General features: G+C 39.7%; 22 protein-coding genes and 1 pseudogene. 8 read left to right on the top strand and 15 right to left on the bottom strand.

Annotated features, from left to right (window positions below; translation table 11 throughout):
* Positions 1-200: 200 nt before the first annotated feature.
* A complete protein-coding gene (locus tag I6E11_RS03180) occupies positions 201-671 on the top strand; it encodes an Lrp/AsnC family transcriptional regulator (protein WP_235336364.1) in 471 nt (156 codons plus the stop codon).
* Between the two features lie 60 nt (positions 672-731).
* Here the strand turns inward: I6E11_RS03180 and rpsA are convergent, their stop codons facing one another.
* The 6 genes from rpsA to I6E11_RS03150 all read right to left on the bottom strand — a co-directional run bounded on the left by rpsA (position 732) and on the right by I6E11_RS03150 (position 9,609).
* Positions 732-2,516, bottom strand: a complete 1,785-nt coding sequence (rpsA, locus tag I6E11_RS03175; protein ID WP_235336363.1) for a 30S ribosomal protein S1 — start codon at positions 2,514-2,516, stop codon at positions 732-734.
* Positions 2,517-2,715: 199 nt separating this feature from the next.
* A complete protein-coding gene (locus I6E11_RS03170; protein WP_235336362.1) occupies positions 2,716-3,417 on the bottom strand; it encodes an SIMPL domain-containing protein in 702 nt (233 codons plus the stop codon).
* Positions 3,418-3,421: 4 nt separating this feature from the next.
* A complete protein-coding gene (locus I6E11_RS03165) occupies positions 3,422-4,273 on the bottom strand; it encodes an ATPase (RefSeq protein ID WP_235336361.1) in 852 nt (283 codons plus the stop codon).
* Between the two features lie 160 nt (positions 4,274-4,433).
* Positions 4,434-5,744 (bottom strand): histidine-type phosphatase, encoded by a 1,311-nt coding sequence (locus I6E11_RS03160; protein ID WP_235336360.1) that lies wholly within the window; start codon positions 5,742-5,744, stop codon positions 4,434-4,436.
* Positions 5,745-5,949: 205 nt separating this feature from the next.
* A complete protein-coding gene (locus tag I6E11_RS03155; protein ID WP_235336367.1) occupies positions 5,950-8,856 on the bottom strand; it encodes a M16 family metallopeptidase in 2,907 nt (968 codons plus the stop codon).
* A 180-nt stretch (positions 8,857-9,036) separates the two neighbouring features.
* Positions 9,037-9,609, bottom strand: a complete 573-nt coding sequence (locus I6E11_RS03150; protein ID WP_204402760.1) for an FKBP-type peptidyl-prolyl cis-trans isomerase — start codon at positions 9,607-9,609, stop codon at positions 9,037-9,039.
* A gap of 202 nt (positions 9,610-9,811) precedes the next feature.
* Here I6E11_RS03150 and I6E11_RS03145 point away from each other — a divergent pair, with 202 nt between their 5' ends.
* From I6E11_RS03145 to I6E11_RS03130, 4 genes are read left to right on the top strand one after another with little or no spacing between them, the layout of a single operon-like run.
* Positions 9,812-10,294, top strand: coding sequence for a DUF4252 domain-containing protein (locus I6E11_RS03145; protein ID WP_235336359.1), 483 nt, complete (start codon positions 9,812-9,814; stop codon positions 10,292-10,294).
* Positions 10,281-10,781: a GFO_1088 family ECF-type sigma factor gene (locus I6E11_RS03140; protein ID WP_235336358.1), complete on the top strand. Its 501-nt coding sequence runs from the start codon at positions 10,281-10,283 to the stop codon at positions 10,779-10,781. Before I6E11_RS03145 ends, I6E11_RS03140 begins: the two co-directional genes overlap by 14 nt.
* A 3-nt stretch (positions 10,782-10,784) precedes the next feature.
* Complete coding sequence (locus I6E11_RS03135; RefSeq protein ID WP_235336357.1) at positions 10,785-11,309, top strand: PG0215 family putative anti-sigma factor; 525 nt, start codon at positions 10,785-10,787, stop codon at positions 11,307-11,309.
* Complete coding sequence (locus I6E11_RS03130; RefSeq protein ID WP_235336355.1) at positions 11,306-11,755, top strand: DUF4252 domain-containing protein; 450 nt, start codon at positions 11,306-11,308, stop codon at positions 11,753-11,755. Before I6E11_RS03135 ends, I6E11_RS03130 begins: the two co-directional genes overlap by 4 nt.
* Before the next feature lie 42 nt (positions 11,756-11,797).
* Here the strand turns inward: I6E11_RS03130 and I6E11_RS03125 are convergent, their stop codons facing one another.
* Positions 11,798-13,087 (bottom strand): cytidylate kinase family protein, encoded by a 1,290-nt coding sequence (locus I6E11_RS03125; RefSeq protein WP_235336354.1) that lies wholly within the window; start codon positions 13,085-13,087, stop codon positions 11,798-11,800.
* Between the two features lie 151 nt (positions 13,088-13,238).
* On the opposite strand from I6E11_RS03125, the gene I6E11_RS03120 reads away from it, so the two are divergent.
* Entirely contained in the window at positions 13,239-14,096 is an 858-nt protein-coding gene (locus tag I6E11_RS03120; RefSeq protein WP_235336353.1) for a helix-turn-helix domain-containing protein, read from the top strand.
* A 7-nt stretch (positions 14,097-14,103) separates the two neighbouring features.
* On the opposite strand, the gene I6E11_RS03115 is transcribed toward I6E11_RS03120, so the two are convergent.
* Complete coding sequence (locus tag I6E11_RS03115; protein ID WP_235336352.1) at positions 14,104-14,652, bottom strand: cyclophilin-like fold protein; 549 nt, start codon at positions 14,650-14,652, stop codon at positions 14,104-14,106.
* Between the two features lie 145 nt (positions 14,653-14,797).
* On the opposite strand from I6E11_RS03115, the gene I6E11_RS03110 reads away from it, so the two are divergent.
* Together I6E11_RS03110 and I6E11_RS03105 are read left to right on the top strand one after the other, a co-directional pair.
* Complete coding sequence (locus I6E11_RS03110; protein ID WP_235336351.1) at positions 14,798-15,253, top strand: GNAT family N-acetyltransferase; 456 nt, start codon at positions 14,798-14,800, stop codon at positions 15,251-15,253.
* Positions 15,254-15,309: 56 nt separating this feature from the next.
* Complete coding sequence (locus I6E11_RS03105) at positions 15,310-15,807, top strand: HXXEE domain-containing protein (RefSeq protein WP_235336349.1); 498 nt, start codon at positions 15,310-15,312, stop codon at positions 15,805-15,807.
* 42 nt (positions 15,808-15,849) lie between these two features.
* On the opposite strand, the gene I6E11_RS03100 is transcribed toward I6E11_RS03105, so the two are convergent.
* The 7 genes and pseudogenes from I6E11_RS03100 to I6E11_RS03070 form a co-directional block, all read right to left on the bottom strand.
* Positions 15,850-16,332 (bottom strand): GNAT family N-acetyltransferase, encoded by a 483-nt coding sequence (locus I6E11_RS03100; protein ID WP_235336348.1) that lies wholly within the window; start codon positions 16,330-16,332, stop codon positions 15,850-15,852.
* A gap of 4 nt (positions 16,333-16,336) precedes the next feature.
* Positions 16,337-16,870, bottom strand: coding sequence for a GNAT family N-acetyltransferase (locus I6E11_RS03095; RefSeq protein WP_235336366.1), 534 nt, complete (start codon positions 16,868-16,870; stop codon positions 16,337-16,339).
* A gap of 108 nt (positions 16,871-16,978) precedes the next feature.
* Positions 16,979-17,524, bottom strand: a pseudogene (locus I6E11_RS03090) (helix-hairpin-helix domain-containing protein); the annotation flags it as partial.
* 259 nt (positions 17,525-17,783) lie between these two features.
* The gene (locus I6E11_RS03085; protein WP_235336346.1) at positions 17,784-18,278 is read right to left on the bottom strand and encodes a PH domain-containing protein; all 495 of its coding nucleotides are present in this window, start codon (positions 18,276-18,278) and stop codon (positions 17,784-17,786) included.
* 112 nt (positions 18,279-18,390) lie between these two features.
* Positions 18,391-19,059, bottom strand: a complete 669-nt coding sequence (locus I6E11_RS03080; protein WP_235336345.1) for a nucleotidyltransferase domain-containing protein — start codon at positions 19,057-19,059, stop codon at positions 18,391-18,393.
* The gene (locus tag I6E11_RS03075) at positions 19,052-19,447 is read right to left on the bottom strand and encodes a hypothetical protein (protein ID WP_204404997.1); all 396 of its coding nucleotides are present in this window, start codon (positions 19,445-19,447) and stop codon (positions 19,052-19,054) included. The genes I6E11_RS03080 and I6E11_RS03075 overlap by 8 nt, the downstream gene beginning before the upstream one ends.
* Positions 19,448-19,527: 80 nt before the next feature.
* Positions 19,528-23,061, bottom strand: coding sequence for a DEAD/DEAH box helicase (locus tag I6E11_RS03070; protein ID WP_235336344.1), 3,534 nt, complete (start codon positions 23,059-23,061; stop codon positions 19,528-19,530).
* Positions 23,062-23,094: the final 33 nt, after the last annotated feature.

Here is a 23,094-nt window from a genome sequence, read left to right as displayed (position 1 = left end):
GGCAGCAGAACCACCACCTAAGGAGGTAATAAGCTCATAAGAGGGGCTTGTCTGATATGAAAATAACTCCCAACTTATCTATTTCAGCAAGTTGGGAGGGAATTCACGTCTTTAGCGGACAGTAATAATAATATATCTGTTTTCTGTGATTTAATTCTTATTTTAGTGCCAAAAATTGAATAAAACAGAATATTTATCTTATGAGTAATGTAGAGAAATTAGATAAGGTAGATTTGCAGATACTTCGTACTTTGCAGGAGAATGCACGATTGACAACCAAAGAACTTGCCGCCAAGGTGAGTCTGTCATCAACTCCTGTTTTTGAACGTTTGAAACGTCTGGAAGCAGGCGGGTACATCAAGAAATATATTGCGGTGCTTGATGCAGAGAAACTTAATCAGGGTTTTATTGTCTTCTGTAAGGTAAAGATGCAGCATCTCAATTATGATATAGCCCGTAGCTTTTCCAATATTATAGCGGAGATTCCTGAAGTGACGGAATGTTATAATATTTCAGGCAGTTTTGATTATCTTCTGAAGATACATGCTCCTGATATGAAATATTACCAGGGATTTATACTGAATGTACTTGGCAGGATAGATACCCTTGCATCATTGGAGAGTGTGTTCGTTATGGATGTGATAAAGCACGATTATGGAATACATATATAAAATTAAGGCCGAATCCCTTTCGGGGTTCAGCCTTAAAATCTTTATCGTAAGAGGTATGAATTATTTCTTACCTTCCAACTGTTCTTTCAATGCAGCAAGAGCATCGATGTCACCAAGAGTTGTAGAAGCAGCCTGATTCTGAATCATTGGAGCTTCTTCTTTCTTAGATGATTTCTTTGCAGCTTTCTTTTCTGCCTTTTCTTCAGCCTTAGCAGCGTCTTCGAATACACGGCTGTGTGACAAGATGATACGCTTAGCTTCCTTGTTGAATTCGATAACCTTGAATGGAAGTTTTTCGTCAAGCTGAGCCTGAGAACCGTCTTCTTTTACAAGGTGTTTTGGAGTAGCGAAACCTTCAACGCCGTAAGGCAATGAAACTACTGCACCTTTGTCCAAAAGTTCGATGATTGTACCTTCGTGGATAGAACCTACAGTGAATACAGTTTCGAATACATCCCATGGATTTTCTTCCAACTGCTTGTGACCAAGGCTCAAGCGGCGGTTTTCTTTGTCGATTTCCAATACCTGAACTTCGATTTCAGCACCAATCTGAGTGAATTCTGATGGGTGTTTGATTTTCTTAGTCCAAGAAAGGTCAGAGATGTGGATCAATCCGTCAACACCTTCTTCGATTTCTACGAATACACCGAAGTTAGTGAAGTTACGTACTTTTGCGATGTGCTTAGTACCTACAGCATATTTTTCTTCGATGTTTTCCCATGGATCAGCTTTCAACTGCTTGATACCAAGTGACATCTTACGTTCTTCGCGGTCAAGAGTCAAGATAACAGCTTCTACTTCGTCACCTACCTTCATGAAGTCCTGAGCTGAACGCAAGTGCTGTGACCAAGACATTTCAGAAACGTGGATCAAACCTTCTACACCTGGAGCGATTTCGATGAATGCTCCGTAGTCAGCCATAACAACTACTTTACCCTTAACGTGATCACCAACTTTCAAGTTTGGATCAAGAGCATCCCATGGATGTGGAGTAAGCTGTTTCAAACCAAGAGCGATACGTTTCTTGTCATCATCGAAGTCAAGGATAACAACGTTCAACTTCTGATCCAAAGAAACAACCTCGCGTGGATCGCTTACACGGCCCCAAGACAAGTCTGTGATGTGGATCAAACCATCTACGCCACCCAAGTCGATGAATACACCGTAAGATGTGATATTTTTAACAGTACCTTCAAGTACCTGACCTTTTTCAAGTTTACCTATGATTTCTTTCTTCTGCTGTTCAAGTTCAGCTTCGATAAGAGCTTTGTGAGATACAACTACGTTCTTGAATTCCTGGTTGATCTTAACAACTTTGAATTCCATAGTCTTACCTACGAATACGTCATAGTCGCGGATAGGCTTAACGTCGATCTGAGAACCTGGCAAGAATGCTTCGATTCCGAATACGTCAACAATCATACCACCCTTAGTGCGGCACTTAACGTAACCCTTAATGATTTCTTCGTTTTCAAGAGCAGCGTTAACACGATCCCAAGAACGAGTAGCACGTGCTTTCTTGTGAGACAAGATCAACTGACCTTTTTTGTCCTCCTGATTTTCGATATATACTTCTACAGTATCACCTACTTTCAGGTCTGGGTTGTAACGGAATTCATTCAAAGGAATGATACCGTCTGATTTGTAGCCAATGTTAACTACAACTTCGCGTTTGTTCATTGCGATTACAGTACCATCAACAACCTCACGGTCATTTACTTTGTTAAGAGTACTGTCGTAAGCTTTTTCAAGTTCTTCCTTGCTTACATTTGTTAGTGTGTCACCACTTTCATACGCATCCCAGTTGAAATCTTCAATAGGAGCAATGTTCTTTAAGTTTTCCATTAAAATAAAAAATTGTTTTTAAATAATTAATTGTGTTAGACTTTATGTTGTTTATCTAAATCGGCCGCAAAGATATTAAGTTCTGTCCATATATGCAACATTTTGTCCGCTTTTATGCTGAAAAATAGAAGATTATATGTAAAAAAATAAAAGGAGGCAAGTGTAAACTCACCCCCTTTAAAGTCAATATGTATAATTATCAGTCTTCAAGCGAATAATCAATAGTGGTTACAACTCTTACTTTCTTGATGTAAGGAGTATTGGCGTCACGGTCTGTTATGCTGAATTGTCCTTGGTATGCATTTCTGATTTTTCCAAGTTTACTGTCAGAATCTTCGGCAAATTTTTCTGCTGCCTGTCTTGCGTTTTTTGTGGCTTCCTCAATCATCTGTGGTTTGATTTTGTTGAGTCCGGTATATTCATATTGTACGCTGTATCTGTAATCGCCCGATGTGATTGCAACGCCTTGTTTTAAAAGTTCTCCCTGACTGCTGATAAGCTCTCTGATGAGATTTACTTTGTCTGAGGTAACGGTTATTACAGATGTCACATTATATCTGTATGAACTTTCCTGGTTATTGTATCTCTCTGCTTTCATGTCTATTATTTCAGGAGCATCTATGCTTATCTCTTTTTCCTCTATTCCCTTTCCTTTAAGGAATTGGGTTATGGTTTTGTTGGATTTGTTTATTTGTTCGTAAAGTCCTACTAGGTCGTTTCCTATACTTTTGTAAACCAGAGGCCATGTAACTTTGTCTGCTTCAACTTCCATTTCTGCAAGCCCTTTAACGTTCACGCTACGGTCTTTGTTGGCAAAACTGCTTATACCGCGTTCGATGAATACTCCCAGTAGAAGCAATCCTATTGCTATGACTACTGCTTCAAATCTTAAATTCTTCATAATATTATTGGTTTATTTTAGTGTGAAAATCTTTTAGTCCCCATATCGGTTCTTTCATGAACACTCCTGTTCTCAGACCGAGTGATATCGCTGCTTTCTTGACTTCTTCCTGAAAAAACCATGCGATAGAGCCTGCAAACGATATGTCGAGTGTAGTGTCATATCCCATTATGTTGCGTTTGAAAAATTCCGTAAAACAGTCATTCAGAAATGTTTCGACATTCGGGTCTTTTCTTACCTTATATATATAAGGTGTTATGGAAGCAAGGAAACGGTTGGCTTGAGGCTCTCTGTACACCTTATTTAATATATCCGCTGTTGTAAGAGCATATTCTTCCAGAAGTCCGGTTTTAAGATACTCAGGCAGTTGGTTCTTCAAACAGTCTGATATAAATCTTTTTCCCAGGTATGCTCCACTACCTTCGTCCCCAAGGATATATCCCAATGGAGAAACGTTGGCGGTTATTCTTTCTCCGTCATACATGCATGAGTTTGAGCCTGTACCTAATATACATGCTATTCCCGGTTTGTTTCCGCATAATGCCCTTGCTGCTCCGGTGAGGTCTGTTTCCGCCTCAACTGTAGCTTCAGGGAAAACTTCTTTCAGTATATTACTGATTTTTATAGCCGGTTGTGGCAAGCATCCTGCACCGTAAAAATGGACCTCAGTGATATTGTGTATGCATATATTCTCTCTTTCCATTTTGGGTAAAAGGGAAGAGTTGATTATGTTGTGTATGTAGTCTTCAGTCTGGTGGAATGGGTTAATTCCTTCTGTTCCGATTAACTTGGAACTGCTTTCTGAAACAACCATCCAGTCTGTTTTTGTTGCTCCGCTGTCTGCTATCAGTATCATGTCTCTTTTTCTTTCTGTTATACGCAAATTTAATCTATTATTATTTCATTACCAAACTATAGTCTTTTTTATTCAATAAATATACATATAAAAGAATGGAGTATCTGATTATAGCAAGACTGTAATCAAGTGTATTTTGTGTTGAAGTGTAACTGTTTGTTTAATCCGTTTCCATACCTTCCGGAAGAGCTGGAAGAATAATCTCATTAGTAAGTTTAATCCATGCTTTGCGTAGGTCCTTCCAGTGATAAAAAGGGAAACAGTCTGTTTCAATCCCTGTCAGATGTATTTCCTTCTCATTTAGCAGTGGTTTAACTAAAATATCCTTGTTGCCTTTCTTACGGAAGAAGATAAGCTGTATATTTCCACACATCGGAATCATTCGGTATGTCTGATAGTATTGGGGTATAGAGTCCCAGTCGGCTGTAGCGTGGTTGAACTCATCTATATTCATAAGAGCCACCAGTGGAGCCAGGTTTGTATCGTGTCCGAATCTCAATGTCGCACAAGGTTTCTTTGAGACAAGAGCTGTATCGGCTGTCTCTACTATATTCCTTAGCAGATTTCGTGCAAGGTTAGGCATCTTGCCACCGCTTAGAGGTGATGGTCCCTGCTCGTAATACCATTCGAAATTATTCAGTTGCCACAAGTCGAAGAGTTCTTTTTCATTGAATAGAAACGAGAGGTCAGGCATATTGTCTGAACTCTGGCTTATGCCGTGGTATTCAAACAAGTCGCATTCCAGTTTTTCCGGATTTTTGATATTTGAAATATATTCCGGTTTGAACAGCACTTTCATAATACGTTCAGGGTGAACGAAACGTTTTTCAGCTTCCGCAAATACTGAATCAGCATTATGCTGGCAACTGTCTGAGTATATAGGATTTTTGTATTTTATGTAATATGCGTCATGCTGGCTAGCATCCGTAGTGATATTAAGTTTCGGATTTAATCCTTTCAGTTCTATGCAGGCAGCAACCATTGAAAGAAAAGCACGTGTCTTGTAGGTTGAACGGGCATCCACGTGTACCACGTCTGCAAATATCTCCGGATAGTTTTCATACATTCTTCTTGCGAGTTCACGATGTTGGCGCGCACCTTTTGGTGTCAGTTCTCCATATCTGTTTTCTGCGGCTTTGGCCAGTTGTCTGAGAATTTTCAGTGTTTTTTCTCCATTTGCGGTCAATCCGTTTTTTTTCAAGGCATTTTCCATTACAGTCAGAGCCGGTTCGTACTTGTCTTTTCCTGTAAGATAGCGTGAGCCGTGTCTGGCATAAGTGCTGATATAGCAAGGTACATATCCTTCCGGTGCCTGAGTAATTGGGGTAGAAGGTACTTTATAAGCCATATACTTGCCTGTAGCCAATTTAGGATTTTCTCTTATTTCCACTTCTGCACGTGTCTGTGCATTAACATTCTGCATTCCAACTGCCGCAATGCAGATATAAAACAAATTTTTTACCTTATTCATATATATGTCAATCTTGTTACAGCGCAAAATTAGCATATACATACGGGTTGTTGTATGCTTTTTGTCCATTGATATGTTAGCGCAATGTGTAATGTAATACGTCTGTAATGTTTCTGTAATAATTCCAATGGCTTTATGAAATAAAAAAGAGACCCGCACTTGAGTAAGTACAGGTCTCGATTTATTCTTGTAATTCTATAAAGGATTAATATCCGAAGATATCTTTCTGTGACAGTTTTGTTATCTTACCGTATTTTTCCAGTGATTTCATGTCGAGGTCTTTCTCATGACCAAGAACACAGTATGTGTATTTGCGGTCTTTTACCCATTTCTGCTGGAAGTCTTTTACATCTTTGAGTGTCAATGTCTGTGCCTTCTGGAACAAATCTTTTCTTGGATCTTCGCTTATGCCTTTATCCTGAAGATCGATGTATTCCCAAAGGACATCCATGCCGGTAATTCTTTCAGTACGCAAACGGCTAATGGTTCCTTCCTGAGCCAGTTTGAATGCTTTTTCAGATTCCGGCATATTGTTGATTATCTCGTCGAAAGCCTCCATAGCGTCTATCATCTTGTCGTTCTGAGTAGCGATGAACGAACGGAAGATGTAAGGATATTCCTTATATGAAGGTGATGTTATGAATGCATATGAAGAGTATGCAAGGCTTCTTGCTTCGCGCATTTCCTGGAATACTATTGAGTTCATTCCGCCGCTGAAGTATTCGTTGTACATGCTTACTGTAGGCTGCAGGGCTGCGTCGTACTGTTTTTCGAAATTAGATATACCTGTGAAATAGATTTGTTTTGCGTCATATTCTGCAAAGTAAACCTTATTTTCGTTTGTAGGCTGATACTGATAGTCGTATGCAGGTACATCAACAAGCTGTTCAGGAACATTGTGATACTGGTTTATAATAGAAGTAACCTCTTCCTGAGTTGCAGGACCATAATACATTATACGGTGCTTGTAGCTGTTGAATTTATGTATGCAGTCAACCAGTTTCTGTGGGTCCATTTCTGTCAGTTCTTTCTCGGAAAGGATATTCTTAGATGGAGAATTTTCTCCATACATTGCATAATTTAGCAATTGTGAGAAGTTTGATGACTGGTTAAGTTTTGCATCCGCGCGTTTTTTCAGAATGTCAGCCGCATAATTCTTGTATGCGTCTGCGTCAACTTGAGCGTCAGCAAGTATCTCTTCGAACAACTGCATAGCCTGAGGCATGTTTTCCTGAAGACCTGACAACATAACGTATGTGCGTTTCATTCCCGGATGTACGCTGAACGAGCATGCCAGACGGTAGAATTCCTTGTTGATTTCTGCAAGCGATTTTTTTGAAGTACCGAGATATTCCATGTATGAGAATGCAGTGCTCAGAGCCTTGTCGTTCTGGCTGCCCATATCGAACACGTATGTTATCTGGAACAGGTCGTTCATGTCATTCTTCTTGTAAAGCACTTCGATATCAGATTTAGCATTGAATTTCTGCATATCCTTCTCAAAGTCGAGGAATACAGGTTCGATAGGAGTAACCTTGCTTGCCTGGATTTCTTTCAGGAATGAGCTTACGCTGTCGCGGTTCATGACGATAGGAGTGATAGACGGTTTGTCCATCTTCTTTTCGTTAGTGTCTTTACCCATGCGTTTGTAAACCAAGGCATAGTTGTCTGCAAAGTATTTGTTTGCGAAGTCTACAACCTGCTGCTTGTTTACCTTGCTCATCTTGTCTATGAAGTTTACTACGTCGCTCCACTGGTCGCCGTCAACGAAAGCCGATACAAACATATCAGCTCTGCTTTCATTGCTTTCAAACTGTTTCATATAGTAAAGCTTGTAGTTGTTGATTGTAGCCTGAAGCAGTTCCTCGTCGAATTCACCTTTGCGCAGTTTTTCAACCTCAGCCAGCATAAGGTCCTTGACTTCGTCCAATGTCTGTCCCTGTTTTGGCTGACCGCTTATCATATAAGTATAGTAGTCCGACAAACCGAGTGAACCTGCGAAACATCCCAAAACTTTCTGCTGCTGATTCAGGTTTACGTCAAGCAGACCTGCCTGTCCGTTGTAAAGAATAGAGCTGATTAATGCAGAGATAACATCATCATCAACTGTAGTAGGCATTCTCCAAGCCAAGGCTACGCTTTCAGCGTCAAGACCCATAACTTCCTTTACAACAGGTTCCTTGATAGGCGATTCCTTAGGCTGCGGACGTTCAGGCAAGTTTGGATTAGGCTTCATCTCGCCGAAATATTTGTTGATTATTTCGATAGTTTCATCCGGATTCAAGTCACCAGACATACAGATAGCCATATTATTAGGCACATACCATGTATTGAAATAATTCTTGATATTTGTGATAGAAGGATTCTTCAGATGGTCTTGCGAGCCGAGTACAGTCTGTGTTCCGTAAGGATAGTCAGGATAAAGAGCGCTCAGCAATGTTTCATAAACCTTTCTGAAGTCTTTTGTAAGCGACATGTTCTTTTCCTCATAAACAGTTTCCAGCTCAGTGTGGAATCCTCTGATTGTAGCATTCTGGAATCTGTCTGCCTGTATTTTTGCCCAATTGTCTATTTCGTTCGACGGTATATCTTCCACATACACCGTCTGGTCATAGCTTGTATAGGCATTTGTTCCGTTGGCACCGATAGCTGCCATCAGCTTGTCATATTCGTTAGGAATAGCTATTTTTGAAGCTTCGTATGACACACTGTCTATCTGGTGATAGATAGCTTTTCTTTCAGCTTCGTCTGTAGTCTTTCTGTAAACCTCGAACAGGCGTTCTATTTCGTCCAGCATAGGTTTTTCCTTGCTGAAGTCCGTAGTACCGAATTTCTCTGTACCCTTGAACATCAGGTGCTCGAAATAGTGAGCAAGACCGGTGGTTTCGGCAGGGTCATTCTTTCCACCTACTCTTACAGCTATGTAAGTTTGGATACGTGGTGTTTCCTTGTTCACTGTAAGGTAAACCTTCAATCCGTTGTCAAGTGTGTAGATGCGTGTCTGCATCGGGTCGTTAGGTACGGTTTCGTACTTAAACTTAGAGCCGTTTCCGCATGCTGTCATCAATACCATCAGTACGGCAGCTCCGATAAATTTCTTTGATTTGTTCATACTTATGTTGTTTGTAATATAATGCGAAGATACACAATGTTTTTCTAAAAAATATGCCATATAGCAGAATTTTTATCTTTGTGTATATCTGTTTTTGCTAAAGCAATGATAAGCGGTACAAAAAAAGTGTAAACTACAATAAAATGTAATTTACACTGATATTGAATTTAGAAGTTTCAATCAATGACATCCGCAGCAACCGCCACCGCAGTCATCATCGTGGTCGCCGCATCCGCCGCCACAACCGCTACATCCGCCACCGCATCCACTCATTGAGTTCACGATGTCCTGAACTTCCTTGTTTGTAGCTTCACGCATTTCCAGAATAGAACCTTCGAAAATCAGGTCCTTGCCTGCGTGAGGGTGATTCAAGTCGATAGTTACAGTGCTGTCAGTTATTTCGCCCACGTTGGCATAGAACTGGTTTCCTTCGCCGTCGTTCAGCATGATGATGTTTCCTTCGAACACGTTATCCTCGTCAAACTTTCCGTCAGGACCACAGAATGCAGATTTAGGAAGAGTCTTGATGCCTTCAGGATCTACCTCGCCGTATGCTTCTGCACAAGGGATTGTAAAGTTGAAGTTGTCTCCTTTTGCAAGTGCTGTTATTTCTTTTTCAAATCTCTCAAGTGTATATCCTATACCTGTGATGAACTGGAAAGGATGTTCTGCAGGAGCTTCCTCTATCAATTCTTTTTCGCCGTCTATCATAGCATAAAGTTTATATGCTACGGTGATGTACTTATTTTCCATAATCTAAATATATGTATTAAAATCCGGACACAAAGGTAGTAAAAAAGCTTTTAATTTTAGTCAGATATGTACTTAGGTTTTTAGGATATTCATATTTTTGTAAAAAAACTGATTTTCTGATGCAACATTTCATGTAGTTGTTCCGTCTTTCGCATAGAATGCGCATCAAAGATTATGTATAACACTTAAAAATTAGTCAGTGATGAAAAAATATTTATTTATAGTTATGTTGTTTTCTGCCCAGATGCTATGTGCGGTAAATGCAAATTCTATTATAAACGAGTTTAAGGATGCCAAAAAAGCAGAGTATGTGAGTGTGCCGTGGATAATGATGAAACTCGGACACATGTTTATGGATAAAGAAGACAAGAATGATATAGCCAGACGTCTTAACAGTGTGCGGGTGCTCGATCTGGAAGAATGCAGTGAACGGGTAAAAGCCAGGTTTACAAAACGAGTTTCCTCGCTCAACGGGCACGGATACGAAATACTTGTAAGAACCAAGGATCAGGATGGCAGTGTACAGATACTTGTCAAAGAAAAGAAGGACATAATAAAGGAACTTCTGATATTGTGTGGTGGTAAGGACGATTGTGCCTTGATACAGATTAAAGGGAATATCAGACAGGAAGATATAGATGGATTAGTGAAACAGGAAACGGAGAAACGAAATGGACGCAAATGAATTTAAGTCACTCTTCATTCCGTACCATGCAAAACTCTACAGAACGGCTTATTCCATACTCCGGAATGTACAGGATGCCGAGGATATAGTGCAGGAGGCTTATCTGAAGTTATGGAACAAGCGGGAAGAACTGGATGTGGCTGTCTGCCGTGAAGCATATTGCGTCACTCTGGTGAAGAACCTCTGTATGGATTTTATAAGGAGTAATCGCAGTACACTTGAAGATGTGATAGACGATGAACGGTTATGTCTGCCTGCCGATGATATTGGTACAGAACAGGAGAAGAAGGAAGAGAACGGCAGACTGAGGAAGATGATAAGCGAACTGCCCGATGTTCAGAAAAAAGTCATGTGGCTGAGGGATGTGAATGAATGTTCGTTCGAGGAGATAGGCAAGGCTACCGGTTTAAATCAGGTAAATATACGTGCCACACTCTCCAAGGCCAGAAAGAGAATAAGAGAACAATTTATTAAATTTAAAGGATAAGATATGAACACAGATACAATCAGACATTTGCTTGAAAAATTCTACAACGGCGAGACTGATGCTGATGAAGAGAAAATTTTGGAAAATTATTTTCTGGACTCTGATGTAGAAACAGAGTTCTCTACGGATAAGGAAGTGTTCCTTCATCTTTCTTCCGTGAAAAAAGACAGCGATTTCACAGTTCCGGAAGGTATGCAGAGACGTATATCCGACAATATAGACATGTGGGAAAAACAAAGCAAGGCGAATAAACCGCGATATTATACCTTATATAAATATGTGTCGGGAATAGCCGCTGCCGTAGTTATACTGATAGGTATAAGTTTATTTATGCCAAATAATCAGGATGAAGGTGCGGCGATGAAAGATACGTTCGACAATCCTCAGGAAGCATATATGGCTACGGAGAATGCCTTGCAACTTTTTGCTGAGGCTTTAAACAAAGGTAATGCCAAGATGGAGAAAGCAAAAGAAGTTACAGTTAGTGTAAAAGAAAAAATTGACGATATAACAAACTTAAGAAAATGAAAACAAGATTATTTATTATAGTAAGTGTTATGCTAGCAGCATTGTCTGTTAATGCACAAAACCGTTTTGAGAAAATAGCAGAAATGGAAGGAGTGACATCCGTATACGTGTCTCCTAAAATGTTTGGTATGATGAATGGTTCGAATACCGGTGATATAAATATTGATAAGGTGGCAAAGAAACTTACCGGGTTGCAAATCCTTTCGTCCGAGAACAGTGAGGCTTCAGCATTTTTGCGTAAGGAAACATCATTTATAAATACCTCTAACGGATATGAGGAATTGCTACGCATAAAAGATGAAGGAGAACGCGTCTTTATCTATATGAAAGAAAAGAATGATATAAATGAGTATGTCCTTTTGGTCGATGAGGGTAAGGAATTTACAGTGATAATCCTTGAAGGAAGACTCACTATGGATGAAATTCAAGGTCTGGTAAATCAGTAGTTCGTAGAACATCTTTGTTATTGCTTTTTAGACTCTTTATTATTACATATTCCTGTAAATATCTTTTACCAGCTTACATGCCGTTTCAAGGCTTATCGTCCCGGTATTCAGCATAAGGTTATAATGATGAGGCTCTCCCCATTTACCACCAGTGTAATATTCGTAGTGATGTATACGGTTGCGGTTTATGCGGCGTATTTCCGACTCTGCATTCTCGCGCTTTATACCATATTCGCTGACACATCGTGAAACGGCGTTTTCAATATCAGAATAGCAGAACACCTTTAAAACTTTCGGATAATCTTTCAGTATGAAATCAGCACATCTGCCCACGATGATACACGGTTCTTTCTCAGCCAGTTCCTGAATAATCTTACTTTCAGCCACGAACAGAACGTCGTCCGATGAAAGGCTCCCTTCCAGTGGTTGTTCGCTGTTTTTCGACATGATACATTTCAGCCAGAATGACGGAATGGACTGCTCGTTTCTGGCAATGAAACTTTCGTCCATACCGCTGCGTTTGGCTGCCATTCCGATGAATTCTTTATCATACAACTTTATTCCAAGTTCTTTCGAAAGCATCTCGCCAAGCAGATGTCCGCCGCTGCCATATTCACGGGCAATGGTGATAATGACATTTTTGTTGTCTTTAACATCTGCTGTCTTTTCGTTGTTAGCAGGAATAATCCATTTGTCGAGAAACCTGTAATATGGACTGACGAAATGAACTATCGGACCTACTATCAGGGCTGCAACTACAGTACCTTCGCGCACTCCGTACACACCCGACATGAATATCAGCGACAGCAGACATGCCAAGGCTACTAGAGTGACATCGAATCCGAGTTTTATATATCCGAACTCACCCCGGAAACGCTTTGTTATGACCTTTACGAAGTATTCGCCGGACATCATGGCTGCATTGGCCTTTACTTCGAGTGCAATACCCACTGCCAATATTACGCAACCTATCAGCAGAGCTATAATCATGCTTGGATATGTGGCGGGATTGAGCCAGAACAATACATAGTGCATACATATATCTATGAATATTCCGAAACAGAAAGATATCGGTATCTGCAGAAGGAACATACGCAGATCTTCTTTCAGGTCCTGACGCGTCATCATAAAAGGTTCTAGAACGACGAACAGTATGTTCAGCATGATAGTCCATTCACCGATAGTGAAAGGAGTGAACATACTTAGAACGTATGTTACGCTGGTGATGGGCGATGTGCCCAAGGCTGCTCTGGTGATAAATGCTATTCCCAGTGCGTTGACAAACAGTGCCACGCAGAACAGGAGATAGCGTCTTAGAAGAAATTTATTCATAATTGTATTTGTCATTTGTAAAACAGCTGTAAAGTTCAGCCTAAAATCTATAATGACAGATATAAAAGAACAACTTATTTTGGTTTAAAACGAAACAAAAGGTATCTTTGCTGTAAAAATTCAGATTATGGATGTCTCTATATATGAAGTTATGAAATCACTTGGAGTAACAGTAGGAAATACCTGCTGTTGTGATATCGATATGCATTCCGGTGATTATGGCGGAATTATATTTGAAAGGGGATTTTTCTTTCTTCTCGTCATAAACGGAACAGCAAAGCTTTCCGATATTTATGGCAATTATGGCCTTAACAGTGGAAATCTGGTCGTTCTGACACCGAGCACCACAAGCTCAATCGAACACTTTGATGCTGATTTTTCGCTAAAAATCATATATATAGTACCTTCGTATTTTGACTGCCTTCCTGACGGGCAGCCGCTGTATAATCAGGTGGCGAGGTATCTTGGCAATTATCGTCTCCCGGTGTTTATCCTTGAAAGTGACAGGTTTTCTTATTTGAAACAAACTATGGCGCTTTTTGGTGACAGGCTGAACATTATGAATGTATATCACGATGGAATAATACGAAACCTGTGTAATTTCTTCCTTTTACAAATGGCTGATGCATTGTGTGTAGAAAACAATGATACTACGGTTTTTGTGAAACGTGAAAATGAAATCTTCCGTAATTTCAAAAAACTTCTGGTAGAGAATTATCGCAAACATCATTCCATAGGTTTTTATGCAGACAGTTTGAACATTACGACTACCTATCTCTCGCGAGTGGTTAAGAGTGTCACAGGCAGTACTGTCTGCTTTCATATATCGAAGATGCTTTGTTCTGACGCACGCCGTCTGCTTGAATGTACTGATATGGATATAAAGGAGATTTCGGACATGCTTGGTTTCTCCGACCAGTCCGTCTTCGGAAAGTTCTTTATGCGTAAGACAGGAGTCTCGCCTCTGAAATTCCGTATGAAGAACGATTTACAGAGGCGGGATAAATAGAGTTTTTTTATTCGCTTAATGAAATTGTAACCGTTACATCGCCGTTACCAAGAATTCTAATCAGCTCATCGCCTGAAGTATTGTCTATTTTCCCAAGTGGAGTCAGCGAGTATGTGTTCGGAGCATAATAAATCACGAAATACTGCCCCAGGTAGAGAATCAGGTCACCAGGTTGTGTGGTAAGCCTTTCGTTGCATTGTGGCAGGGTAGTTCCTATAGGGCCGACTTTCTCCATTCCGGCATAGTCATTCATGTTTATGGTCAGAGGTCCTCCTTTGAGCAGATTTACTAAAGCTCTAGTAGATACATTGTCTTTTAGTGTGGCTGTGAGTGTCGTTCCGTTAACTTCGATTTTAATTGTTGAATTGCTCATACTTTCTTCAGTGTTATTTGAGTTATCGTCGTTTGTGTTTTCTCCGTTTTGTTCTTGGTTACTGTTTTCATTTGAAACTTCGTTGTTTGTATTACTTCCTGATGGTATTTCCGGTTCAGTACTGCACGCCATTGCAAACATGGAGTAGATGCAAATCAAAAATAGTAATCTTGCTTTTTTCATAATCATAGTCTTTATCATTTTGTACTGATACAAAGGTATTGACTTTGTAATTAAGGCTTTATATACAGATTACTGATGATTGTACCAGAATTACGGTTTCTCTTTTATTTGCTTACATATAATCATTTAGTATCTTTGTAACATCATGGAAATACGTAAGATAGAAACAAATAAGAAGAAATATTTAGATTTGCTATTATTGGCAGATGAACAGGAGTCAATGATTGACCTTTATTTGGAGAGAGGCGATATGTTTGTTATGTTTAATACAGATTTAGAGCCTATTTCTTCCGCAGTTGTGACTGATGAAGGTGATAATGTATGTGAACTTAAAAGTTTGGCAGTCTCTCCACAATATCAACGAAAAGGTTACGGAAAGCAAATGATGGATTTCTTGTGTAAACGTTATGCAGACAGATTCAAATATATGATAGTCGGTACAGGAGAGAGTGCAGAGACTATGTCTTTTTATAAAGACTGTGGGTTCAAGTATTCTCATATTGTTCCTGATTTCTTTACTGCCAATTATGATCATCCTATTGTAGAAAACGGGATAACATTAAAGGATATGGTATATTTAAGAAAAGAATTGTCTGTATGAAAGGTCTGATATTGATGAATACGGGCGTTCGTTCCCAAAAATAAAAATGAAGTTATATGAGTAATTTAATGTTACTTTTCCCAATATTCTTTATGATACATGAATTTGAGGAAATAATAATGGTTGAGAAATGGATGGGGAAATATTGTACTGATTTATATAGGCGTTTCCCTTTTTTGTCACATCGTATAACTATGCTGACAGAAATTGATACACGAAGTTTCTCAATAATAGTGGCAGAAGAATTTCTGATAGTATCTGTACTTACCATAATAAGCGTTATGACAGGTAATGTTATTTTTTGGTATTGTGGCTTGTCCGCATTCAGTATTCACCTGTTAATCCATTTATTGCAATTTATTATTTGGGGTAAATATATCCCTGCAATTGTATCTACTGTTGTATGTGCGCCATACTGTATTTGGTCACTTTATGAAACATATCATATTTTGACCTCAGTAGAGTTTATTGCGTATTCCGTAGTAGGTTTCATCTTTGGTGGTATAAATCTGTTTTGTATGCATAAATTACTTAGACGTTATGGTAAAAGGTAAACTTATACAAAAATATCTGCCAGCAGATTATGCTGATTGTTTTCACAAAACCTTTTTCATTTTGTAGTTCGTCAGTTTCAAACGGTTTGCCTGCTGTTTTTGCTCGCATTCCACAACATATCCTTTGTGCTCAAAGAATGGACGTGCAGTTTTGCTAACTTCCAATGTAATCTCTATTACTTCATATTGTCTTGCTATTTTTTCAACTTCAGAAAGAAGCAGAGTCGCTACACCTTTACCTTGCCAGTCCTTATGTACAAACATGGAATGCATATAACCGTTCTTGTTCATTGAAGAATATCCAATCAGGTTGTCCTGTTTGTCGAACGCTCCTATAAATTGATTATTAAATAGGATTTCTTTCCAGTGTTTTATGTCATCACCGCATGAAGCCCAATCTTCCACTTCCTCTTTTGTATAGTCTTTAATATTGACGTTTAATACAGTGGAACGAAATAGATTCTGCATATCATAGAGGTCTTTTTCTTCAAGTGGGCGAATTCTATAGTTTATTTGTCTATCCATGGTTTTACTTTTTATTATAATCATCTTTGGTAAGTAATGTAAAATGTTCGGTACGTTCGTCACCTAAAGGAGAAATTTTCCCTTCTTCTGTATGGTGATATTTGAAACCGCATTTATCCATAACTCTGCGTGATTTCGTATTTCCGTCATAATATCCACACCATACTCTTTTTATATCAAGTTCATCAAAGCAACGTTTCAAAAGACGGTTTACAGCTTCCGGTATTAGTCCTTGTCCCCAGTAAGGAACACCAATCCAATAACCTATTTCCGCATCACCTTCCTGAATATCCGCACTATGTACACCGTTACCGAACATGATTCCTACACTGCCTATTGGTTCGTTTGTTTCTTTCAATACTACAGCGTATGTTTCAGGAGCAGATAAAATTTCTCGTATTACATCTTTACTGTTTTCAACTGATGTATGTGGTGGCCATCCTGCAATAGGTCCAATAGCAGGATCTTTGGCATATTTATAAAGCGATTTTGCATCGGCTTCAATCCACGGACGGAGAATAAGTCTTTGAGTTTCCATGAAATATTTTGTCATATATTTATTCTTTTTTGTAAGATTGTTAATCATCTTATTCAGATTGGTCTCATTCTCTTCATCTGATAATGTAGGATCTTTCATGAAACGGGTGCAAGGTAATTCCGGACAGTCTCCACAGTTTTCACGTTTTTGTTCCTTACAGCATTTCCATATTGGACAAACTTCATCACCTGTGTATTGAAGCCAAAATACTTTGCCTTTTATTTTGCGGCATCCCTTGCAGTCTTTTGGGAAAGATGGACACTCTACACATTTTGCACCGCATGGGGAAGGATGGAAATATTCATCTTTCCAGTACCACCATTTACATTTATCGGTATCCGGTTTTTCCGTATTGATGTAATATTCTAATGCACGGTACAGGTAAAGCTGGCAGCGGTCTATAGTGTAACCAAGTAAACAGCACTCTTCCAGGTATAAATCGTCTGCTTTTTTACCTTTTAATGATTCGGTGGTGGTGTAGCCCATGGCTTTAAGACCCTTTTCTGTTTTTGGTCCTACATTAGGAATCTTATGGAAAGGATTAACATTATTTCTTGAACTTTTCTTTTTTACTTTTTTCTCTTTTGGCAATGGTAATACCTTTTCCAATGTACTTATCACATCAATCAAAGGGTGTTTGTGCTCTACGTCCATAATATAGTGTTCCTTTGCACCGTTGTATGGGATGCCGGCTTCACTGTCTTGCATTAAGTTGGCAATCGAAGGGTGCTTCTTAACGTAAGCTATATTGTCACATACAAGTATTATAGGCTTTTCGTTGAGGTAAATCATATAATCGCCAAACATCTTGCGATAGCGTACAGTTCCAATTCCTTTTATTTGGGAACATATAAACTCTATGAAGTCAATGTTGCTTGCCATGTATCTATATCATTTATTATATTATTATTAGTTATAAAGACTCAATAAATTCAGCCCTGTTCTTGCAACTGAATACATACGTCTTTCTGTCTGTACGAATAAGGATTAATTCATTGACATTGGTTGCATACATAGTGTAATTACCTAATTTTTTATTTTTGAATTTTCCTAAATATCCAAATAGGCCACCGCTGCCGAATATTCTAATTGAAAAAGCTGTTTCTGAGTTTGGTATGGCTTTTATTGCTATAATATCCTTTATAGGTATATTAATATCGCCAAACAGTCTGTGTAAAATTATTTTATCATTTCCAATAGTTAACCGTATCGGCATATAGCCAAATCCACCTATAATGGTAGCTATAAAAACAACTATGAGCGTGTATTTGAGCCAAAGCATTGATGACGGAAAATCATCTGTCCAGATAAAATATGTTGATGCAACCAGAATAATAACTGTTATGGCTGTTATGACCGTAACGCCCATACTCCATGTACATGGGAAAGAAATTCTGTCGTTTTTCATAATGATATGTATTGGAAATATTATTGTTTATAATCTAATGAACCAAAACAAATATAACTAAAACAGTTGTAATTATTATAATCAGTAATAGATTTTTTATGAAATAAAGAATTTATCCGTGATATTCGGTTATTATTTCACTAGCCCATTCAATCAATATGTGGCTTCGTTTGGTAAAGTCGTTTTCTTGAAAATCTGCAGATGCTATATTCAGTATAGTACGGTCTTTATCTGTGACATGTTCTGACAGGAGTTTCATTGAACTGATGTAAGAGCCTGTATCAAGAAAATGTTTCATGCGTACGGTGAAACGTGCAGCTTTATAGAGTCCGACTAAGGTGTTTATATCTTTTGCATGAAGAAAATTATGGGAACAGGCATGATACAGGTTACAGGCTCCGGTCAAAACGGAGCGGCGTATGTCGTCATCGCTAGATGTTTTTTGCAGATAATCTAATGAGCCGATTATGGGCTTCGTATCAAGAACCAGTTGAAGGAGATCTGATTTTTCCCAGTTAATCAGTTCTCTTTCTCCGGATACGAATCCGCATATCATGTCATGTTCATCGAAAGAGTCAAGCATTGACTGATAATTCTGTAAGTCCTTAAAATTTACTTCGTCAAGAATTATTACCACATCTATGTCGCTGTCGGCTGTCTGTTCGCCTCGTCCGTAACTGCCTTGCAGTCCGAAAAACTTAATTCTGTTGCCGAATAGTGAGATAAGTCTCTCTTGAAAAACTTTCAGCCAGAATGTTATGTCGAAGTTGTTTTCATTCATATCGTTTGTTTATTCTTGATATTATTGTCGGTGCAAGCATTGTTGTTAGGACTACCAATATCCATAAATTTCCGGATAACGGATTATACGCTGCTATGAGTTCTTTCATAGGTACACCTGTTCCAATGCCTGATGTAAACTCAAAAAGGATAGTGAGTATCATCCATATTATGCCGGTTATATAACTCTCTTTATTATTGAGAGTGACTAACCGGGGTAGGAGCAGCCATGTGATAAGCAATATTAAGATACAGAGCAGGATACCGCTTATGGCTGTAGCTAGTGCGGTATCCAAATATTTGATTAAAACATACTCTCTGAAGCCACCATTAAGTATTGCTGCCGGTATGAAACATAACCATACCAAGAAGGACTTGAGATATTTCATATATTTTTTGCTCTTATGCGACATATTGGCTCTAAATCATGCTAAATGTTTTTCTGGTTGTTATACTTTATTGTTGTTTATCAGCCGAATATCTCGCGTAATTCTTTATTGCTTAGTTTGCCTATCCAGCTTTCGCCGCTCGAAACTGTCATGTCAGCCAGATGCTTTTTCTGTTGTATCATGTCATTGATACGTTCCTCGAATGTGTCTTTGGTGATAAAGCGGTGAACCATGACATTGCTCTTTTGGCCTATACGGTAGGCACGGTCGGTAGCCTGTGCTTCAACAGCAGGGTTCCACCAAAGGTCGTAATGGATTACATGGGTTGCGGCTGTCAGGTTTAGTCCTGTTCCCGCTGCCTTAAGCGAAAGGATGAAAACCTTGTCTGTGCGGTTGTTCTGGAAGCGGTCAATCATTGTCTGACGTTCTTTAATACTGCATCCACCATGATAGAACAGTGGTTTTTCTCCTGTCCTTTCGGTTATGAAGTCCACTAACATATCACCCATCTCTCGATATTGCGTAAAGACAAGCACCTTTTCGCCGCCATCTACAATCCCTTCTATTCTGTCGAGTAGCATTTCTGTCTTGCCTGACAATTCAGACCTCCGGTCACCGTTTTTAAGGAATTGTGCCGGATGATTGCATATTTGTTTAAGCGCCATAATCATCTGGAGGATGAGTCCTTGTCGTTTGAACAAAGATTCGTTGTCTGTTGTAGGTATTCCCTCTATTTCGTTCATGGCAGCTTCCAGGGTCTTTTCGTAGAGAGCGGCCTGTTCAGGTTTGAGCGAAGCATATACATTAAGTTCTATCTTGTCAGGCAGGTCGGAAATGATATTCTTGTCTGTCTTCATTCTTCGCATCATGAACGGAGCTGTTACTTTTCTGAAGCGCTTGGCACAATCGCCGTCATTCCAAAGCTGGATAGGGTTCGTATAGTTTTCCTTGAAGGCTTTAAACGTATCCAGATAGCCTTTGTTGGCATAATCCATTATGCTCCAGAATTCTGTAAGCCTGTTTTCTACCGGAGTACCACTCAGAGCTATGTGAGTTGTGGCAGGAATTGACTTCACAGCCTTACTCTGTGCCGTATCGTTGTTCTTTATGTTTTGTGCTTCGTCAATTAGCATTATAGTCCATTGTCTTTTTTTAAGTTTGGCATTGTCAGAGCGCAGAACTCCATATGTAGTTAACAGAATATCTGATTTAAAGCTCTTCAAATCTCTGCCAGTACCGTGATAGACGAATGTTGACAACGACGGAGCGAATCGGCTTATCTCCATTTGCCAGTTCGTGAGCAGACCCGTAGGTACAACTATGATGACTTTGCCTTCCTTCAATGCTCCCTCTTCTTTCAGTTTCAGAATAAGAGTTATAGCCTGCAGTGTCTTACCCAATCCCATGTCATCGGCAAGCACGGAACCGAAGCCTATGCGCATATTGCGGTACATCCATGAGAATCCACGTTCCTGGTACGGACGCAGTTGTGCGTTAAGTTTCCGTGGAAGGGCAATGTTCTCCTGTTCGGTCAATTCCTTGATAAGTTGTCGCACATCGTCTGTAAGGCGTATAGGTGCAGAGTTGTATTCCTCTGTAAGGGCGGCCTGCAGCAACTGTGCCGGAGTGAGTTTATCCATCTTGTGGAAAGCGTCATGAAGCTTTTCCAGAGTTTCTGCATCGGTATAGATATATTTCTGCTTGAATTTTATCAGTCCTCCGGCATTCTTCTGCAGTTTCATGAACTCTTCCATCGACACTATCTCATTGCCAAGTGCCACTTCCCAGTCGAAGGTGAACAAATCGGCAAGGCTCAGGAAGCCTTTCTCACTTCCGGATTTCTTTTTCAGCAACAATGATGCTTTCGGACGTATGAGTTGCTGAAGCGATTTAGGCATGAAAACCTTGAAATCAAGAATCTTTACAGCAGGTATTATTTCGAGTATTACGGGCAGGAATGTCTTTTCGGTGTAGTGTAAAGCTTGTTTTGCTCCATTAGCAATATATCCGTTGAGGTCTTTCATCATTCCTGCCAGCAGGGTGAAGCTTCTCAGAATGGTGAAGCGTTCGTGCTCATATTCGGGTTGTGAGAGTACATCGGACAGTGCTGTGACTTCCTTTTCCGGTTTGCGTGTGTTTTCCACGCCAACGGTAATGTCGAAACCGCCATCGGTACTTTCTTCTACATAGAGAACAGGTCGGTAGTCTGATTCGATGAGCGAGTATGATGCTATCCATGATTTTATTCCGCCCGGCGTTTCTTTTTCTCCTACACCGCTGAAGGGAAGGTGGCTCTCCTTGAAGAAAAATTCCTCTACAGGCAATTTCAGGCTGTCGGCCGTAAGTCTGTTTATGAGTTTTCCTAGGAAGAACGACACAATCCACTCTCCCTTGTTGTAAATAAATTTTCCTGTTTTACGTTCCACCGGTCTGAATTCAAGCAGTTTGTCGGGAATAATATCTTCAAGCATATCCATTAGTTGTCTTACCTGGCTGTCGATATAAGCCGGAATCCACCTGATGGCATACTCTTTACTTGAAAGCTGAAGTATCTGTGGTGCTACAGCTCCTTTCGACAGCAGATGCAGTGAACATATCAGAGCCTGGTTCAGAGCTATGACCGAAGGATGATAGTCGGGCAGAAAGTCAGGGTTTATATTTAGCAGAGCCAGAGGCAATGAACCGTCGTCAAAAAAGTCCGTTATCGGTTCCTGTCCCTCATAGCTGATGTTCATTACTTTCCATTTCAGATTGCTGTCAAACTGTAATGAAAATTCTCTATCGGCTTTAATCTCCTTGCCTGATATGATGTCCGTTTGAGGGAAAAGTCCCGAAGCGTCAAGCCTCCTTGAGAAGAATCGTTGTACATTCTTCTTTGCTCGCATTATTTCAGTCGAGTATTTTTCTTTGAAATCCCCTGTAGTGGAGAAAGGAGGGTTTTCTGCCAGGAGCATGAGCAAGGCTTCCGACTTGTCTGTCAGTTTTGAGAAGTCTATTCTTTTGAACACAGGTTCCCCATGGCTCACTTCCCTAGAGCCTTTTGTTCTTACCACCTCCTTTATGTTCTGTACTGATATATCATTGCTGGTCTCTTCGATAGATATTCCGCGTTTCTTAAGCTCTTCCATAATATCTACATTGTGCATACTGAACACAATGAATGGATTATTGTCAATCTCGCGGCTGAACATGTAGATTACGGCAGCAAGGTGTTTGCATGGCACGGCCCAGTCCGGACAGTTGCATTGCATTTTCAGGTCGGTCCATTTTTCAGGGAAAATCTTGAGTCCGCAGCTTCTGGCTATTGACATGATTTCCGGAGCCATCTCCCTGTTCATCAAACGTGATATAATGCCCGGATACTTGATTAATTCATTCATCAGCGCGTCAATCTGTTCCGGGAAGAAAGGAGGAATGATGATATTGACCTTATATGGTGTTATCCTGCTTCCTGACACTTTTGCAGTGATGATATTCTCTTTCAGTTTTATGTCTATAACGTTTCCTTTGCGTGCGTATGTAGCTCCGCGAGGGATACGGTTGTCATAGTCTATATGAGTAAGCGAGCGGAGCCATTCGCTGCCCCACCATGTTTTTCCGAATTGTTCTGCCATGTTACTATATCTTATCAGAGTACTGTTTAAATA

Origin of the sequence: Bacteroides caecigallinarum, from assembly GCF_021531075.1 — a bacterium.
In the GTDB taxonomy this organism is placed as follows: Bacteria; Bacteroidota; Bacteroidia; order Bacteroidales; family Bacteroidaceae; genus Phocaeicola; species Phocaeicola caecigallinarum_B.
Note: the sequence above shows the minus strand (reverse complement) of the source record. Positions and strands in the feature narration are given on the sequence as shown.

What these genes read in the sequence shown, in the direction of transcription:
- I6E11_RS03180 (WP_235336364.1), top strand. Translation starts at nt 201, where the DNA reads ATGAGTAATGTAGAGAAATTAGATAAGGTAGATTTGCAGATACTTCGT.
- rpsA (WP_235336363.1), bottom strand. Translation starts at nt 2,516, where the DNA reads ATGGAAAACTTAAAGAACATTGCTCCTATTGAAGATTTCAACTGGGAT.
- I6E11_RS03170 (WP_235336362.1), bottom strand. Translation starts at nt 3,417, where the DNA reads ATGAAGAATTTAAGATTTGAAGCAGTAGTCATAGCAATAGGATTGCTT.
- I6E11_RS03165 (WP_235336361.1), bottom strand. Translation starts at nt 4,273, where the DNA reads ATGATACTGATAGCAGACAGCGGAGCAACAAAAACAGACTGGATGGTT.
- I6E11_RS03160 (WP_235336360.1), bottom strand. Translation starts at nt 5,744, where the DNA reads ATGAATAAGGTAAAAAATTTGTTTTATATCTGCATTGCGGCAGTTGGA.
- I6E11_RS03155 (WP_235336367.1), bottom strand. Translation starts at nt 8,856, where the DNA reads ATGAACAAATCAAAGAAATTTATCGGAGCTGCCGTACTGATGGTATTG.
- I6E11_RS03150 (WP_204402760.1), bottom strand. Translation starts at nt 9,609, where the DNA reads ATGGAAAATAAGTACATCACCGTAGCATATAAACTTTATGCTATGATA.
- I6E11_RS03145 (WP_235336359.1), top strand. Translation starts at nt 9,812, where the DNA reads ATGAAAAAATATTTATTTATAGTTATGTTGTTTTCTGCCCAGATGCTA.
- I6E11_RS03140 (WP_235336358.1), top strand. Translation starts at nt 10,281, where the DNA reads ATGGACGCAAATGAATTTAAGTCACTCTTCATTCCGTACCATGCAAAA.
- I6E11_RS03135 (WP_235336357.1), top strand. Translation starts at nt 10,785, where the DNA reads ATGAACACAGATACAATCAGACATTTGCTTGAAAAATTCTACAACGGC.
- I6E11_RS03130 (WP_235336355.1), top strand. Translation starts at nt 11,306, where the DNA reads ATGAAAACAAGATTATTTATTATAGTAAGTGTTATGCTAGCAGCATTG.
- I6E11_RS03125 (WP_235336354.1), bottom strand. Translation starts at nt 13,087, where the DNA reads ATGAATAAATTTCTTCTAAGACGCTATCTCCTGTTCTGCGTGGCACTG.
- I6E11_RS03120 (WP_235336353.1), top strand. Translation starts at nt 13,239, where the DNA reads ATGAAATCACTTGGAGTAACAGTAGGAAATACCTGCTGTTGTGATATC.
- I6E11_RS03115 (WP_235336352.1), bottom strand. Translation starts at nt 14,652, where the DNA reads ATGAAAAAAGCAAGATTACTATTTTTGATTTGCATCTACTCCATGTTT.
- I6E11_RS03110 (WP_235336351.1), top strand. Translation starts at nt 14,798, where the DNA reads ATGGAAATACGTAAGATAGAAACAAATAAGAAGAAATATTTAGATTTG.
- I6E11_RS03105 (WP_235336349.1), top strand. Translation starts at nt 15,310, where the DNA reads ATGAGTAATTTAATGTTACTTTTCCCAATATTCTTTATGATACATGAA.
- I6E11_RS03100 (WP_235336348.1), bottom strand. Translation starts at nt 16,332, where the DNA reads ATGGATAGACAAATAAACTATAGAATTCGCCCACTTGAAGAAAAAGAC.
- I6E11_RS03095 (WP_235336366.1), bottom strand. Translation starts at nt 16,870, where the DNA reads ATGGAAACTCAAAGACTTATTCTCCGTCCGTGGATTGAAGCCGATGCA.
- I6E11_RS03085 (WP_235336346.1), bottom strand. Translation starts at nt 18,278, where the DNA reads ATGAAAAACGACAGAATTTCTTTCCCATGTACATGGAGTATGGGCGTT.
- I6E11_RS03080 (WP_235336345.1), bottom strand. Translation starts at nt 19,059, where the DNA reads ATGAATGAAAACAACTTCGACATAACATTCTGGCTGAAAGTTTTTCAA.
- I6E11_RS03075 (WP_204404997.1), bottom strand. Translation starts at nt 19,447, where the DNA reads ATGAAATATCTCAAGTCCTTCTTGGTATGGTTATGTTTCATACCGGCA.
- I6E11_RS03070 (WP_235336344.1), bottom strand. Translation starts at nt 23,061, where the DNA reads ATGGCAGAACAATTCGGAAAAACATGGTGGGGCAGCGAATGGCTCCGC.